Annotated in this window: 7 protein-coding genes; all 7 read left to right on the top strand. The window is 68.8% G+C overall.

What is annotated here, in order from left to right:
• Window positions 1-81 precede the first annotated feature (81 nt).
• From ACQ4MS_RS19940 to treY, 7 genes are read left to right on the top strand one after another with little or no spacing between them, the layout of a single operon-like run.
• Window positions 82-3,231: an alpha-1,4-glucan--maltose-1-phosphate maltosyltransferase gene (locus ACQ4MS_RS19940; protein ID WP_431099632.1), complete on the top strand. Its 3,150-nt coding sequence runs from the start codon at window positions 82-84 to the stop codon at window positions 3,229-3,231.
• Window positions 3,232-3,243: 12 nt separating this feature from the next.
• A complete protein-coding gene (treS, locus tag ACQ4MS_RS19935; protein ID WP_431096415.1) occupies window positions 3,244-6,567 on the top strand; it encodes a maltose alpha-D-glucosyltransferase in 3,324 nt (1,107 codons plus the stop codon).
• Window positions 6,564-8,558: a 1,4-alpha-glucan branching protein GlgB gene (gene glgB / locus ACQ4MS_RS19930; protein WP_431096414.1), complete on the top strand. Its 1,995-nt coding sequence runs from the start codon at window positions 6,564-6,566 to the stop codon at window positions 8,556-8,558. The genes treS and glgB overlap by 4 nt, the downstream gene beginning before the upstream one ends.
• 18 nt (window positions 8,559-8,576) lie before the next feature.
• Entirely contained in the window at window positions 8,577-10,733 is a 2,157-nt protein-coding gene (gene glgX / locus ACQ4MS_RS19925; protein ID WP_431096412.1) for a glycogen debranching protein GlgX, read from the top strand.
• Entirely contained in the window at window positions 10,726-12,507 is a 1,782-nt protein-coding gene (gene treZ / locus ACQ4MS_RS19920; protein ID WP_431096411.1) for a malto-oligosyltrehalose trehalohydrolase, read from the top strand. Before glgX ends, treZ begins: the two co-directional genes overlap by 8 nt.
• A complete protein-coding gene (gene malQ / locus ACQ4MS_RS19915; RefSeq protein WP_431096410.1) occupies window positions 12,504-14,654 on the top strand; it encodes a 4-alpha-glucanotransferase in 2,151 nt (716 codons plus the stop codon). Before treZ ends, malQ begins: the two co-directional genes overlap by 4 nt.
• Window positions 14,651-17,428, top strand: a complete 2,778-nt coding sequence (gene treY / locus ACQ4MS_RS19910) for a malto-oligosyltrehalose synthase (RefSeq protein ID WP_431096409.1) — start codon at window positions 14,651-14,653, stop codon at window positions 17,426-17,428. The genes malQ and treY overlap by 4 nt, the downstream gene beginning before the upstream one ends.
• Window positions 17,429-17,457 lie beyond the last annotated feature (29 nt).

Raw genomic sequence — 17,457 nt, 5'->3', positions numbered from 1 at the left:
CGGGTGGATTAAGTTAATGGATGGAATCAACACCCGGTGCCCGCCGGCAACAGCAACAGCTTCCGCCACTTCAACGCCACCATGCCCTTTTTCCGGCCCCGCATCTACCAGTTCGACGCTTACGAACCCATCGCGGGACCCGACACGGCCGGACTGCCGGCGGAACTGGAAAGCGAGATACGCGACGCCGCCGCCGCGGGCTTCGACCACTTGCTGTGTGATGCCAACACGGCGGCCGATGGTGTCCTGACGGCCGCGAAATCTGCAGGCATGGCGCCGCTGCTGCGGTTTTCATCGCTTTCTCTGGCGCGCGAAGCCCCTCCGGCTGCCGCAAGCGACGAACTTCCCGACCCGCGCTTTGCCCAAGCCGTCCGGCCGCAGCCGTCTATCGACCTCAACGACGCGCGCGCGCAGCGGTGCCTGCAGGAGCACTGGTCGGCTCGCCTGATCGAGACCGTGCGCGCCGATGGCTGGGCCGGTGTCTGCCTGGACCTGGGCGGCGACGAGCCGCCCGCCGTGTTCAAGGCCGTGATCGCGGCGGTCAAGTTGGTGTCACCCGACTGCAAATTCCTGGCCTGGACACCCGGCGTTGCCGCGGGGCGCCTGGCGTCCCTGGTCGGTTGCGGCTTCGACGGCGCTTTCACCTCTGGCGCCTGGTGGGACTTTCGCGCGGCGTGGCTGGCCGAAGAAGCCGCCAGGCTGCGCCCCTTCGGCGCCCTGATCGCGACAGTGGCCCTCGCCGGCCAAAAGTCCTCTGGCTGGCCGGCGCCACGTCCGTATGGCGGGCCTGCACGCTTCGAAAGCGAACTGTGGCTGGCTGCCCTCACCGGCGACGGCCTGCTGGTGTCGCGCGAAGGCATGGCCCTCGCGAACGGCGGCCCTGCCATGAGCGTCCCACCCCTCGCGCTCAAGCCGGCCCTCGCGCTCTGCGTCTCGCGGCCCGCCGCGCCGACCATGGGAAAGCAATGGCGCATGCTGTCAGCGCCCGATGCGCCTGTCGCGATCCTGGAAGCCGCCGCAGTGCCACAGGACGAAGCCGGGCGTTGGGTGCTCGTGACCAACGCGGGCGATACGCCGGTGTCGCTGGACCTGGCCGCGGCGCTGGCGCGCTTTGACGGCCTAGCCGCCGCGCGCTCGCTGTGGCCTGCCGCCGAGGCGCCCCAAGGCCCGCTGGAACTGGCGCGGGCCGAAGCCCGGGTGTTTGCCGCGGTGGCCGGAAAAAGCACGGGCTTGGGGCCCCGGGATGCCCGGCGTGCCCTGCGCACGGCGCTACAGGCGCCACGCATCGCCATCGAGCGCATCAGCCCTTCGGTCGACAATGGCCGCTTTGTGGCCAAACGCTGCGTCGGCGACAGGCTGGCCGTGGAGGCTGACATCTTCGGCGAAGGCCACGACCTGCTGGCCGCCCGCCTGCATTGGCGCATGGCCAATGAGGAAGACTGGCAGGAAGTACCGCTGCGCCTGCTGGCCAATGACCGCTGGCGCGTCGAACTGCCGCTGAACCGCCTGGGTCGCTACGAATTCCACATTGAAGCCTGGCCCGACGTGTTCGGCGCTTACCGGGATGAGATCAGCAAAAAAAATGCCGCCGGGCAGGACCTGGCGCTCGAGCTGCGCGAGGGCCGTTTGCTGCTGGAGGCGGCCTTCGTGCGCGCGGAGCAGGAAGACCGGCGCGAACTCAAACGCGGCCTGAAACGTGTGATCGATCAACTCGGCACCGCGCGCAGCCCGACGGCACAGGTCACGCTGCTGCTGTCCGAAGAGCTGCAGGCGTTGATGGAGCAGGCCGACCCGCGCACCTTCAGCGTGCATACCGCCGCGCTCAAGGTCGACGCCGAGCGCCGCGCGGCCGGTTTCTCGAGCTGGTACGAGCTGTTCCCGCGTTCGCTGGGGCCGGAGGGCCGCCACGGCAGGCTGCTGGACGTGGTGGAGCGGCTGCCGGCCATCGCGGCCATGGGTTTCGACACGCTCTACTTCCCGCCCATCCACCCGATAGGCCGCAAGCACCGCAAGGGCCCGAACAATTCGCTGCAGGCCGGGGCGGACGACCCCGGCAGTCCCTACGCGATAGGCTCGGCAGAAGGCGGTCACGACGCCATCCACCCTGAGCTCGGCACGCTGGAGGATTTCCGCGCGCTGAACCGCGCCGCAAAGGCGCACGGCCTGGAGCTGGCGCTGGACTTCGCGATCCAGTGCTCGCCAGACCACCCCTGGCTGCAGTCGCACCCCGACTGGTTCAGCTGGCGGCCCGACGGCAGCATCCGCTACGCCGAAAACCCGCCAAAAAAATACCAGGACATCGTCAACGTCGACTTTTACGCGCCCGGCGCGCTGTCCAAGCTCTGGCTGGCCCTGCGGGACATCGTGCTGTTCTGGGTGGCCGAAGGCGTGAAGGTGTTCCGCGTGGACAACCCGCACACCAAGCCCATGCCCTTCTGGGAGTGGCTGATCGACGAGGTGCGTTCGCGGTCGCCCGAGGTCATCTTCCTGTCCGAAGCCTTTACCCGGCCCAAGCCCATGTACCGGCTGGCCAAGCTGGGTTTTTCGCAGTCCTACAGCTACTTCACCTGGCGCCATACCAAACAGGAGTTCATCGACTATCTGACCGAACTCACGCAAGGCGAGCCGCGCGATTTTTTTCGGCCGCATTTTTTCGTCAACACGCCCGACATCAATCCCTACTTCCTGCAGCACTCGGGCCGCGCCGGTTTTGTCATCCGCGCCGCGCTGGCGGCCACGCTGTCGGGACTCTGGGGCCTGTACAGCGGCTTTGAGCTCTGCGAAGCCGAGCCGGTGCCCGGCAAGGAGGAGTACCTGGATTCTGAGAAATACCAGCTGCGCGCGCGCGACTGGAACCAGCCCGGCAACATCGTACGCGAGGTCACGCTGCTTAACGCGGCGCGGCAGGCCAACCCTGCGCTGCAAAGCCACCTGGGCCTGAAGTTCTGCCGATCGTCTGGTGAAGACGTGCTGTGTTTCACCAAGACCGCGCCCGATCTGCCCGGCGGCGGCCGCAACATCGTCTTCGTCGCAATCTGCCTGGACCCGCACGCCGCGCACAGCTGCGACTTCGAACTGCCGCTGGAAGACTGGGGCCTGACCGAAGGCGCGGCCGTCGCGGCCGAAGACCTGGTGCACGGCAAGCGCTTCATGCTGCAGGGCCGGCACCAGACGCTGCGGCTGGATCCGGGCGAGCTGGCTTTTTCCATCTGGCGGCTCAGCCCGCCCTGACCGGAGCGAAACATGGGTGCCAACGACAAAGTCATCGCGCAAATGCTGGGAAGGCCCGCGGCCGCACCCGAAGACCCGCTCTGGTACAAGGACGCGGTCATCTACCAGGTGCACGTCAAGTCCTTCTTCGACGCCAACAACGACGGCGTCGGCGACTTCGCGGGCCTGATCGCCAAGCTCGACTACATCGCCGGCCTCGGCGTGACCTGCGTCTGGCTGCTGCCCTTCTACCCTTCGCCGCGCCGCGACGACGGCTACGACATCGCCGAATACCGCGGCGTGCACCCCGACTACGGCACGATGGCCGACGTGCGGCGCTTCGTGCAGGAGGCGCACCGGCGCGGACTGCGCGTGATCACCGAGCTGGTGATCAACCATACCTCCGACCAGCACCCCTGGTTCCAGCGCGCGCGCCTGGCCAAGCCGGGCTCTGCGGCGCGCAACTTCTACGTCTGGTCGGACAACGACCAGGCCTACAGCGGCACGCGCATCATCTTCCTGGACACTGAAAAGTCGAACTGGACCTGGGACCCGGTGGCCAACGCCTTCTTCTGGCACCGCTTCTATTCGCACCAGCCCGACCTCAATTTCGACAACCCGCTGGTGCTCAAGGAAGTGCTCAAGGTCATGAAGTTCTGGCTCGAGCTCGGCATCGACGGCCTGCGGCTGGACGCCGTGCCCTACCTCATCGAGCGCGAAGGCACCAGCAACGAGAACCTGGCGGAGACCCACACCATCCTCAAGCGCATACGCGCCGAGCTCGACCGCAGTTTCCCCGGCCGCATGCTGCTGGCCGAGGCGAACATGTGGCCAGAGGACGTGCAGCCCTATTTCGGCGACGGCAACGAATGCCACATGGCCTTTCATTTCCCGCTGATGCCGCGCATGTACATGGCGCTGGCGCAGGAAGACCGCTTCCCGCTGACCGACATCCTGCGCCAGACGCCGGAGATCCCGCCCAATTGCCAGTGGAGCATCTTCCTGCGCAACCATGACGAGCTGACGCTGGAGATGGTGACCAACCGCGAGCGCGATTACCTCTGGAACTTCTACGCCGAGGACCGTCGGGCCCGCATCAACCTGGGCATACGGCGGCGACTGGCGCCGCTGCTCAAGCGCGACCGGCGCCGCATCGAGCTGCTCAACAGCTTCCTGCTGTCCATGCCCGGCACGCCGGTTATCTACTACGGCGACGAGATCGGTATGGGCGACAACATCCACCTGGGCGACCGCGACGGCGTGCGCACGCCCATGCAATGGACCTCAGATCGCAACGCAGGCTTTTCACGCGCGGACCCGGCCAGGCTGGTGCTGCCGCCCATCATGGACCCGGTCTACGGCTTCCAGGCCATCAACGTCGAGGCCCAGGACATTGACGCGCATTCGCTGCTCAACTGGATGCGGCGCCTGCTGCAGGTACGCGGCAAGCACCCGGCCTTCGGGCGCGGCAGCCTGCGCCTGCTCTACCCCAACAACCGCAAGGTGTTCGCCTACCTGCGTGAATACCACCACCCCGACACCGGCCCGCAGACCATCCTGTGCGTGACCAACGTGTCCTCGACCTCGCAGGCGGTCGAGCTCGACCTGTCCGAGTTCGAAGGCCGCGTACCTGTGGAAATGCTGGGCGGCGTGGCCTTCCCGCCCATAGGCCAGCTCACTTACCTGCTGACGCTGCCGCCCTACGGCTTCAACTGGTTCGTGCTGGCCACCAACAGCGACCTGCCCTCCTGGCACACGCCCGCGCCGGAGCCGTTGCCCGAGTTCGCCACGCTGGTGCTGCGCGGCGGTATCGAGGAACTGCTGGTCAGCCGTTCGCGCAGCATTCTGGAAAACGAGGCGCTGCCGCAGTACCTTATCAAGCGCCGCTGGTATGCGGCCAAGCAATACGGCCCGCCCAGCGTGCGCATAGAGACCGCCAGCCGCATGCCCGCGCCGGCCGACGTGCAGCCCGGCCATGTGCTGGTGCTGGCCGAGGTCAGCGCCACGGTGGCCGGCGAGCGGAGCCGCTACCTGATCCCGGTCGGCTTCGTCGGCGAGGACGACCCGGTGGCCGGCCTGCAGCAGCAACTTGCCCTGGCGCGTGTGCGGCGCGGCAAGGAGGTGGGTTTCATCACCGACGCCTTTGCGCTGGACCGCTTCGCGATGCAGATGGTGGAACTGATGCGTGCCCAGGCCCGCGTCCCCGCGCTCGACGGCGAAGTGCGCTTCGACCCCACGCCGGCCCTGGCCGAGGCCGCTCTGCCGGCGGCTCCGGAAATACGCCGCATCTCGGCCGACCAGTCGAACAGCTCGGTGGTCATTGGCGACACCGTCGTGCTCAAGGTCATCCGCAAGGTCGCCGAAGGCCTGCATCCCGAAGCCGAGATGGGCCGCTTCCTCACGCTCAACGGGTTTGCCAACACGCCGGCGATGCTGGGCGAAGTCTCGCGCCTGGGCGACGACGGGCAGCACTACACCTTGATGCTGCTGCAACGCTTCCTGCATAACCAGGGCGACGGCTGGCAGTGGACCCTGAACATCCTGGAGCGCGCCGCCCAGCCCGGCGGCCTGCCGGTGCTGGACGCCACCGGCACCGTCACCCCCATGAACGAGTTTGAAGCCTTCGTCAACACGCTGGGCCGGCGCCTCGGCGAAATGCACAGCGTGCTGGCCCGCCCCGGCAGCGAGCCGGCCTTCGCGCCTGAGACCGCCGATGCCGCCGTACTGGCACGCTGGGGCAAGGATGCCGTGGCCCAGCTCGACGCGGCCTTCAAGGTGCTGCAGGCGGCGCACGAGCTCAGCGCCGAAGCGGACGCGCAGGCGAAAGCCTTGCTCGCAGAGCGCAAGGCCCTGCGCCAAGCCGTGTCGCGCCTGGCCGCGGGCGCGGCGGGCGCGCTGGCCATCCGGATTCACGGCGACTTCCACCTGGGCCAGGTGCTGGTCTCATCGGGTGATGCCTGGATCGTGGACTTCGAGGGCGAGCCCAGCAAGTCGCTGGCGCAGCGTCGCGCCAAGGCCAGCCCGTGGCGTGACGTGGCCGGCCTGCTCCGCTCCTTCGACTACGCGGCCGCCTTCTCGGCGCGCGGCAAGGAAGGCGCAGCGGCGCCGGACGCCCGGCTGCTCGATGAATACCACAGCATTTCGGCGCAAGCCTTCCTGCGCGCCTACCGCGAGCACGCGCCGGCCGACAGCGAAATGGGCGGCGAGTCCCTGCTCAAGCTCTTTATGGTCGAAAAAGCGGCCTACGAACTTTGCTACGAAGCCGCCAACCGGCCGGCCTGGCTTGAAGTGCCACTGCAAGGCCTGGCGCGGCTGGCCGGCGCGCTGCTGGCGGATGCGCCCCCGGAGGTTGCATGAAAAACGACATGCCGGCCTTGCAAACCCGGGAAGCCCTGACGCCCGAACTCGGCGAGCTCGACCTGCACCTGATCGCCGAAGGCCGGCACCGCGAGCTCGGCCGCTGCCTGGGCGCGCAACCGTTGCGCGCCGACGGCCAGGGCGGCACACGCTTTGCGGTCTGGGCGCCGAATGCGCGCCAGGTCGCGGTGATCGGCGACTTCAACCACTGGGATGCGCAGAAGCACCCGATGCGTTCACGCGGCGGCAGCGGCGTGTGGGAGGTTTTTGTGCCCGAGGCGCGCGTCGGCGAGCTCTACAAGTTCGCCATCTGGGGGCCCGACGGCGGGCGCCTGCCCGACAAGGCCGACCCGGTGGCACGCGCGACCGAGAAGCCACCCGGCACCGCCTCGCGCATTACGCCCTCGCAGCCCTTCACCTGGCATGACGCGGACTGGATGCAATCGCGCGCGGCACGCCACACCGCCGCCGCGCCCATCTGCGTGTATGAGGTGCACGCCGGTTCCTGGCTGCGCATCCTGGAGGAAGGCGGGCGCAGCCTGGACTGGCGCGAGCTGGCCGACCGCCTGCTGCCGTATGCGGCGCGCATGGGTTTTACCCACCTGGAGCTACTGCCCATCATGGAACATCCCTTCGGCGGCTCCTGGGGTTACCAGCCGCTGTCGCAGTTCGCGCCCAGCGCGCGCTTCGGCACGCCCGAGGGTTTCGCCGCCTTCGTCGACCGCTGCCACGAGGCCGGCCTGGGCGTCATCCTCGACTGGGTGCCGGCGCATTTCCCCTCCGACGAACACGGGCTGGCGCGCTTTGACGGCACGCCGCTTTACGAACACGCCGACCCGCGCGAAGGCTTCCACAAAGACTGGAACACGCTGATCTACAACGTCGGCCGCCACGAGGTGCGCGGTTTCCTGATCGCCAGCGCGCTGGAGTGGCTGGAGCGCTACCACGTCGACGGCCTGCGTGTCGACGCGGTGGCCTCCATGCTGTACCGCGACTACAGCCGCAACGCCGGCGAGTGGGTGCCCAACATCCACGGCGGCCGCGAAAACCTCGAGGCCACGACTTTCCTGCGCGAGCTCAACAGCACGGTCGCCGAGCGCTGCCCCGGCGCGATGATGATCGCCGAGGAGTCCACCGCCTGGCCGGGCGTCAGCGCGCCGGTGGAACACGGCGGGCTGGGCTTCAGCTTCAAGTGGAACATGGGGTGGATGCACGACAGCCTGCGCTACATGGCGCGCGACCCGGTGCACCGGCGCTTTCACCACCACGACATGACCTTCGGCCTGGTCTATGCCTTCTCCGAACGTTTCATGCTGCCGGTCTCGCACGACGAGGTGGTGCACGGCAAGGGTTCGCTGCTGGGCAAGATGCCCGGCGACGCCTGGCAGAAGCTGGCCAACCTGCGCGCCTACCTCGGCTGGATGTGGGCCCATCCCGGCAAAAAGCTGCTCTTCATGGGATGCGAGTTTGCCCAGCCGGCCGAATGGAACCACGACGCCTCACCCGCCTGGGACCTGCTCGACCATCCGCAGCACCGCGGTGTGCAGCGCCTGGTGCGCGACCTCAACCGCGCCTATACCGGCCGGCCCGCGCTTCACCGGCTCGACGCGGCGCCGGAGGGCTTCAGCTGGGTCATAGGCAACGACGAGGGCAACAGCGTGTTCGCCCTGCTGCGTCGCGCAGACGCCGAAGGTGCCGAAGACGCCGCCCCGGTGTTGGTGGTCTGCAATATGACGCCGACGCCGCGCTACCACTACCGCATCGGCGTGCCCGGCCCGGTTGGGGCCTGGCGTGAACTGATCAATACTGATGCCGGCGTCTATGGCGGCTCGGGCTTGGGCAACGGCGGCCGTGTGACCGCCCAGGCCGAGCCCAGCCACGGTCATGAGCGCTCGCTGCTGCTGACGCTGCCGCCGCTGGCCACGCTGATGCTGATGCCGGACACGCCCGATATCGCCGAAACGGCGGATGCGCCGGCCGGGCCGGTTTGAACCGCGAGGACACGCCCCATGTTGTTTGCTCGCCCCGAACGGTTGCTGTCCGGCGCGCCCTACCCGCTGGGCGCCACCCCCGACGGCGTAGGCGTCAATTTCGCGGTGTTCTCCGCCAATGCCACGTGCATCGAGCTGTGCCTGTTTGATGACGGCGGTCGCAAGGAAATCGCGCGCCTGCCGCTGCCTGAGTGCACCAACGAAGTCTGGCACGGCTACCTGCCCGACGCAGGACCAGGGCTGCATTACGGCTACCGGGCGCATGGCCCCTACGAACCCGAGCGCGGCCACCGCTTCAACCATCACAAGCTGCTGCTGGACCCGTATGCGCGCGCCCTGTCGGGGCCCCTGCGCTGGAGCGATGCGCTGTTCGGCTACCGGCTCAACGCGCCGCGTTCCGACCTGAGCTTTGACCGCCGCGACAGCGCGCCGGCCATGCCGCGCGCCATCGTGATCGAGGACCGCTTCAACTGGGCCGGCGACGTGCAGCCCAGGGTGCCCTGGTCGCGCACGGTGATTTACGAGACCCATGTGCGCGGCGCCAGCATACGCCGCCAGGACATACGCCCGCACCAGCGCGGCACCTTCAGCGCGCTCAGCGACCCGCAGTTTATCGACCATCTGAAGAAGCTCGGCGTCACGACACTCGAGCTGCTGCCCATCCACGCCTTCGTGCAGGACCGCTTCCTGCTCGAGCGCGGCCTGCGCAACTACTGGGGCTACAGCACGCTGTCCTTCTTCGCGCCCGAGCCTTCCTACCTGTCGGCCCAGCCGGGCCATCCCGGCGACGGCGGCGACGAGGTGCGCAATGCCGTGCGCCGGCTGCACGCGGCCGGCATCGAGGTGATCCTCGACGTGGTGTTCAACCACACCGCCGGCGGCAACGAACTCGGGCCGACCATCTCGCTGCGCGGGCTGGACAACGCCAGCTACTTCCGGCTGCTGCCCGGCCAGGAGCGCTACTACATCAACGACACCGGCTGCGGCAATACCCTCAACGTCTCGCATCCGCGCGTGCTGCAGATGGTGCTGGACTCGCTGCGCTACTGGGCCACTTCCTACCGCGTGGACGGCTTTCGTTTCGACCTCGGCGTGACGCTGGGCCGCGAAGGCACGGGTTTCGATCCGGGCTCGGGATTTTTCGACGCCATCCTGCAGGACCCGCTGCTGTCGCAGCTCAAGCTGATCTCCGAGCCCTGGGACCTGGGGCCCGGCGGCTACCAGCTCGGCAAGCACCCGCCGCCTTTCGCCGAGTGGAACGACCAGTTCCGCGACGACGTGCGCCGCTTCTGGCGCGGCGACGTGGCGCAGCGCAGCGCGCTGGCGGCCCGCCTGTCGGGGTCGGCGGAACTCTTCAACCACCGCTGGCGCAAGCCCTGGGCGTCGATCAACTTCGTCGCCGCGCACGACGGTTTTACCCTGCAGGACATCGTCAGCTATGCCGAAAAGCACAACGAGGCCAACAAGGAAAACGGCAACGACGGCCATGCCGAAAACTACAGCGCCAACTGGGGCGTGGAGGGACCGACCGACGACCCCGAGATCAAGGCCCTGCGCGGCAAGGTCAGCCGCGCCATGCTGGCCACGCTGTTCCTGGCGCAGGGCACGCCCATGCTGCTGGGCGGCGACGAATTCGGCCGCACCCAGCTCGGCAACAACAACGCCTACTGCCAGGACAACGAAATTTCCTGGCTCGACTGGAAGCTGCTGGAAACACCGGAGGGCCGGGAGCTGTGCGACTTCACACGCCATCTCGCGCGGGTGCGCCGCGATTTTGTGACGCTGCAGGCCGGCCGTTTCCTCAACGGCGACACCGAGGTGCTGGAGGGCGTGCACGAGGTCGACTGGTTCGATGAACGCGGCCAGCGGCTGCAGCCCGACGACTGGCAGAACCCCGAGGGCCGCGCGCTGGTCATGCGGCGCGCCTTCCGCCGTGAGGGGGAAGAAAAAGAAGAAGGCGCCGAAGCACAGGCGGAAATCACCCTGCTCTTCATCAACGGCGACCAGAACCCCATCCCCTGCAAAGTGCCCGCGCCGTCCGCCGACTGGCATTGCCTGCTCGACAGCGCCAGGCCGGGCCAGGGCTGCCGGCCGGTCGAGAGCGATGAGCTGGTGGTCGAAGGAAAAAGCCTGGTGCTCTTCGCCAACCGGGGGCTGGGGGCTGCCCATGACTGAGGCAATCTTCAGCATGCCCTGGGGCGCCCAATGGCTGGGCAATGACCGCGCGGCCTTCCACCTGTGGGCGCCGGCGGCAGCAGGCGTGCAGGTCTTGCTCGACGGCCGGCGGCGTGTTGCCATGGCGGACACCGGCGATGGGCGCTGGCACATCGAAGCGGAATGTTCGCCGGCCACGCCCTACCGCTTTGAGCTGAAGCTGGCGGACGGCAGGACGCTGTCGGTGGCCGACCCGGCCTCGCGCGCCCAGCAAGGCGACGTCGACAGCGACAGCCTGGTCATCGACCCCGGCGAGTACCGCTGGCAACACCCGAACTGGCAAGGCCGGCCCTGGCACGAGGCCGTCGTCTATGAACTGCATGTGGGCGCGCTGGGCGGCTTCGACGCGGTGGCCGCGAAACTGCCGGCACTGGCCGCGCTGGGCATCACCGCGGTCGAGTTGATGCCGGTGGCCGACTTCCCGGGCCCGCACAACTGGGGCTACGACGGCGTGCTGCCTTTCGCGCCCGACAGCGCCTACGGCACGCCATCCGATCTCAAGCGCCTTATCGATACGGCCCACGGCCTCGGCCTGATGGTGCTGCTCGACGTGGTCTACAACCACTTTGGGCCCGACGGCAACTACCTGCACGACTACGCGCCCGGTTTTTTCAAGCACGGCGAGGCCACCGCCTGGGGCGGCGCCATCGACTTCGCCCAGCCGCAGGTGCGCAGCTTTTTCACCAGCAATGCGCGCTACTGGCTGGAGGAATACCGCTTCGACGGCCTGCGCATAGATGCGGCGCATGCCATTGCCGAGCAGGGCTGGCTCACCGAGATGGCCTCGGCCGTGCGCACCCACACGCCCGCCGGTCGCCGGGTGCACCTGGTGCTCGAGCACGACGGCAACGCCGCCGGGCTGCTGCGCCGCGGCTTTGATGCCCAGTGGAACGACGACGCCCACCATGCGCTGCACGTGCTGCTGACCGGCGAAAAAAACGGCTACTACCGCGACTATGCCGAGGCGCCCGCCGCGCAGCTCGCGCGCTGCCTGGCCGAAGGTTTTGCCTACCAGGGCGAAACGTCCTTGCACCGCGGCGGCGCGGCGCGCGGCGAACCGAGCGCAGGCTTGGCGCCCACGGCCTTTGTGCTGTTCCTGCAAAACCACGACCAGACTGGCAACCGCGCGCACGGCGACCGGCTCACGACACTGGCCGCGCCGGCCGCGCTCGCGGCCGCGCAGGCCCTGCAACTGCTGGCGCCGCAGATCCCGCTGCTTTTCATGGGCGAGGAGTGCGGCTGCATTGAACCCTTTCTGTACTTCACCAGCCACCGCACGCCCGAGCTGGCCGAGGCAGTGCGCCAAGGCCGGCGTGCTGAGTTCGCGGCCTTTGCCGAGGCCGGCGCCGAAAGCGGCCTCCCCATTCCCGACCCAAACGACGAAACCACTTTCGCGCGCTCTATCCCGCCGCACGTCGGGGAACAAGGCCATCCCTCGACGGCCGCGGTGCGCGAACTGCTGGCGCTGCGGCAGCGCTACATCGTGCCGCAGCTGCCGTACTGCCACGCGCTGGGCGCGCATGCGCTGGGGCCGGCGGCGGTGACGGCGCGCTGGCAACTCGGTCTGCGCGTGCTGGTCTTCCTGCTGAACTTGTCGCCTGAGCCGGTCGAAGCGCCTGCCCTGCTGCTGCATCCAAAGGCCGACACGCTGTTCGACAGCGGCGGTGTGCGCGAGGCGCTGGCCAGCGGCACTGTGCCCGGCCATGCTTTCTTAGCCCTGCTGGAGCCGGCATGAGCGGCGCCGCGCTTCGCACGCTGGCTGCGCAAGCCGGTATCGCCGTGCAGTGGACTGACGCATTCGATCAAGAGCAACAGGTGGCGGACGACTCCCTGCGCGCGATGCTCGCGGCGCTGCAGTTGCCGGCCGGTGACGACAGGCAGTGCGCGGAAAGCCTGGCCCTGCTGCGTGCGCAGGACAGCGGCGCGCAATGGCCGCCGATGCTCACTGCCGCTGTGGGCCGGGCTGTCACGCTTCCCGGCAAGCTGCCGCCCGGTGCGCGTTACCGCTTGCAGCTGGAAGGCGGCGCTGCCGTCATGGAAGGCCGGCTGAAGACCGGGAAGGACGGCAAAACCGAAGTCCCGGTACAGCAAACACCCGGCTACCACACGCTGGAAGCCGGGGGCCGACGCTGTGTCCTCGCGGTCGCGCCACAGCGCTGCTTCAGCGTGGCCGACGCCATGATGGGCAGTACGCCTGCGGCCGGCCTGCCCTGGGGATTGGCGGCGCAGGTCTATAGCCTGCGCCGCGCCCACGACGGCGGCCTGGCAGATTTCAGCGCGATCGAATCGCTGGTACAGGCCGCCGCGCGGCAAGGCGCGTCGGCGCTAGCGCTGAGCCCGCTGCATGCGATGTTTTCCGCGGCACCGGAACGCTTCAGTCCTTATGCGCCTTCCAGCCGTATGTTCTTCAATGTGCTGCATATAGACCCGGCATGTGTGCTCGGCGAAGCATCCCTGCGGCAAGCCATTGCTGAACTGCCCGGCTGCGCCGCTGCCTTCGAACAACTCGAGGCGGGTGACCTGGTGGACTGGCCGCAGGCCGCTACCTGGCGGCTGCGCCTGTTGCGGCTGTTGTTCGAACGCTGGCACCGCACGGCCGCGCCTGACCAAGAAGGCTTCAGGCAGTTTTGCGATCACGGCGGCCAGGACTTGCTGGACCACGCCTGCTTCGAGGCGCTCGACGCGTGGCTGCGCCGTCAGTGGCCGGAGGGCGGCGCCGGCAGCGACTGGCGGCGATGGCCCCAGGCCGTGCGCGACCCGCGCGGGCAAGCCGTGCGCGACTTCGTACGCGATCAAGCCGAGGATGTGGACTTTCACCGCTTCCTTCAGTGGCAGGCGAGCTTGGCGCGTGAACGCGTGCAGCGCGAGGCCCGCAACGCCGGCATGGCGCTGGGCGTGGTGGCCGACCTCGCCGTCGGGGCCGACCCCGGCGGAAGCCAGGCCTGGGGCCTGCAGCCGGCCATGCTGCCGGGACTGAACGTGGGCGCGCCGCCCGACCGGCTGGCGCCGCAGGGCCAGGACTGGGGCTTGGGCGCGCTGTCGCCGCGGGCGCTGCGCGAGCAGGGCTTTGCGCCCTGGCTGGCCATGCTGCGCGCCAACATGGCGCACAGCGGTGGCATCCGCATCGACCACGTGCTCGGGCTGCGCCGCCTGTGGTTGGTGCCCCAAGGCGCGCCCTCCTCCGCCGGCGCCTACCTGCGCTTTCCCCAGCAAGACCTGCTGCGGCTGGCCGCGCTTGAAAGCCTGCGCCATCGCGCCGTGGTGATTGGGGAAGACCTGGGCACCGTGCCACCGGGGTTTTCAGGGCAGCTGGCCGAGGCCGGCGTGCTGGGCATACGCGCACTGTGGTTCCAGCGCGAGGGCCGCTCCTTCCTGCCGCCGCAAGACTGGCCGGCTTCGGCGATGGCCACCACCTCGACGCACGACCTGAGCACGGTCGCCGGCTGGTGGGCCGGGCGCGACATCGACAGGCGCGAAGCACTGGGCCTGCTCGGGAACCAGCCCGGCGTGGCGCAGAGCGCGCGCAGCGAGCGCGAGGCCGACAAGGCCGCGCTGCAAGAAGCATTGCAGGAAGTACTGCAAGAAGACACCATCGCGGACGATCATCCGCCCGACGAGCCACCGCTGGGCGCGGTGCTCGCCTATGTGGGCAGCACGCCGGCGCCGCTGGTGCTGGCGCCGCTGGAAGACGTGCTGGGCATCGTCGAGCAACCTAACCTGCCGGGCACGGTCGAAGGCCATCCGAACTGGCGTCAGCGCCTGCCGCGCGCTGCGGCCGCGCTGCTGGAAACGCCTGATGCCAGGCGGCGGCTGGCGTTGCTGGCCGCCGCGCGGCGCCGGGCCCCGGCCGGCATGCCGGGCTACCAGGAGGCCGCCGAATGAGCTTTCCACGCGCGACGGTGCGGCTGCAGTTGCACCGCGGTTTCGATTTCGACGCGGCGGCGGCCTGTGTCGACTACTATTCGCAACTCGGCATCAGCCACTACTACCTTTCGCCGATCTGGGCGGCCCGGCCCGGGTCGCTGCACGGCTACGACGTCATTGACCCGACGCGCATCAACCCCGAACTGGGCGGCGAAGAAGGCTTGCAGCGCCTCGTCCAGGCCCTGCGCGGCGCCGGCATGGGCCTGGTGGTTGACCTGGTGCCCAATCACCTGGGCATCGCGGCCGGTGCCAACCGCTACTGGGACAGCGTCCTGGCCTGGGGCCGGCGCAGTCCCTGGGCCCACTGGTTCGACATCGACTGGGAAGTGGACGACCCGCGGCTGCGCGGCAAGCTGCTGTGGCCGGTGCTGGGCGAGCCCTGCGACGAGGCCCTGGCGGCCGGCCACCTCACGCTGCGTTTTGACGGCGGCGACCTGGGCCTGGTGCTCAGCTACCGGGACAGCCTGCGGCTTCCGCTCAACGCGGCCAGCCAGGCGACCCTGCTGGCGCGGGCGCCGGTGTTTGCTGGTGTGGCGCAAGCCCTGACGGCGGCCACGCCCGAAACGGCGCCGCCTGTGTATGACGAGCTCGCGCGCCTTGCCGACGGCCGGCAGGGCCGCGGCGCGATGGAGCGCCTGCTGGCCGACGGCAACGCCCGGGACCTGGAAGGCCGGCAGCGGTTGCAGGCGCTGCTTGCGCGCCAGCACTACCGGCTCAGCTGGTGGCGCAACGCGGCCGAAGAGATCAACTGGCGGCGTTTTTTTGAAGTGGCCGAACTGGCCGGTGTGCGTGTCGAGCTCGACGAGGTGTTCGAGGCCACGCACGTGCTGCTGTTCAATCTGTATGAACGCGGACTCATCGATGGCGTGCGCATAGACCACATCGACGGCCTGGCCGAACCCGGCGCCTATGCGCGCAAGCTGCGCCAACGCCTAGCCACGCTGCAAGCCGGCCGGCCCGCGCCGCTGGACGCCGGCCCGGCCTGGATCGTCGTCGAAAAAATCCTGCTGCCCGGCGAGGCTCTGCCCGCCGCTTGGGAAACCGACGGAAGCACCGGCTACGACTTCATGGACCAGGTCGGCGCACTGCTGCACGACGGCGAAGGCGAACTGGCGCTGCGCGCGCTGTGGGCCGAGCTGACCGGCGATACGCGCATGCTCGACGACCATGTGGGTGCGGCACGGCTGCAACTGCTGGAGGCCAACTTCGGCGGCGAGTTCGAAGGCCTGGTACGCGCGCTGCACGCCTGCGTGATGGAGGCGCCGCTGGGCGGGCGCGACCTTTCACCCAACGCCCTGCGCCGCGTGCTGCGGGCCGTGCTGGTGGCCTTCAGGCGCTACAGAAGCTATGGGCCGGAAGACGCCGGCGTGGCCGCTAGTGCACTGCAGGCCGCGCGCGCAGCCCTGGCCGCGCCCGACCATGCGCTGCTCGATGAAGTGGCGTGCCGGCTGCAGCTCTTGCCCGGTGATGCCGGGGACGAGAATGCGGCTCCAGGCGAAACACAGGAGCTGGCGCTGCGGCACTTTCGCCAGCTCACGCCGCCGCTGGCCGCCAAATCCGTGGAAGACACGGCTTTTTACCGCTACGGCCCGCTGCTGTCGCGCAACGAGGTCGGCTCCTACCCGCAGGAGCCGGCGCCCGGCGCGGCGGCTTTCCATGAGGCCATGCTGCGGCGCGTGCGTGACACGCCCCGCGCCATGCTCGCCACTGCGACGCACGACCACAAGCGCGGTGAAGACGCGCGGGCCAGGCTCGCGGTGCTTAGCGAGCAGCCGGCGCTCTGGGCCGATACCCTGCGCCGCTGGGTCGCGGCCCATACGCCGTTGTGTGCGCGGCTTTCGCGGCCCGGCCTGGATGCGCTTGAGGCGCCCGCGCCGGCCGACCGGATCATGCTGTACCAGACGCTGGTGGCTGCCTGGCCGCCCGGGCTGGAAAGCAGCGACAGCGAGGCAGTGGCCGCCTTCGCGGAACGCGTGGCAGCCTGGCAGCAAAAAGCCCTGCGTGAAGCCAAGCTGCACAGCAGCTGGATGCTGCCCCAGCCGGACTACGAAGACGCCTGCCGCGGCTACCTGATGGCGCTGCTGCAAGGCGAGGCCAGCCGGGATTTCCTGGTGCAACTGTCGGAACTCCTGGCGGTGATCACGCCGGCGGCGCGTAACAACAGCCTGACGCAAACCCTGCTGCGCCTCACCTGCCCCGGCGTTCCCGACCTCTACCAGGGCTGCGAACTCGCGGACTTCAGCCTGGTCGATCCCGACAACCGCCGCCCTGTCGACATGGCGGTGCGCCAGGCGGGTTTGGCCTTGCCCTGGCCACCCACCTCAGGCTGGCAAGCCGACACCTTGCTGTACGGCAAACAGGCGCTGATACGCCGCGTGCTTGACGTGCGGCGGCGCTACCCGGCCGTCTTTTGCGGCGGCGATTACCTGCCTCTTGAGGTCACGGGCCCGGCGGCCGGCCATGTGCTGGCTTTTGCGCGGCGGGCGGCGGAAGGCATGACCATCACCGCCGTGCTGCGCCATGCGGCGCGATTGACCAACGCCGCCAATGATGCAGGCTGGGCAAACACATATATTGAATTACCCAGCGCCGTGCAGGCTGCGCGCTGGCCCGATGTGCTGAGTGACCAGGTGCATGCCGCCGACCGGCGCGGTCTTTCGGCCGCACGGGTATTTCTACAGTCGCCTGTTGCATTGCTGCTGCCGCGGTCGGAGGCAAATCCAGGGCATTGAAAAGCTTCGTAACAAACACGGCGCAGTCC

The organism is Polaromonas aquatica (assembly GCF_050626995.1).
Taxonomy (GTDB): Bacteria; Pseudomonadota; Gammaproteobacteria; order Burkholderiales; family Burkholderiaceae_C; genus Polaromonas; species Polaromonas aquatica_A.
The sequence above is the reverse complement of the archived record's forward strand: the minus strand, read 5'-3'. Positions and strand labels throughout refer to the sequence as shown.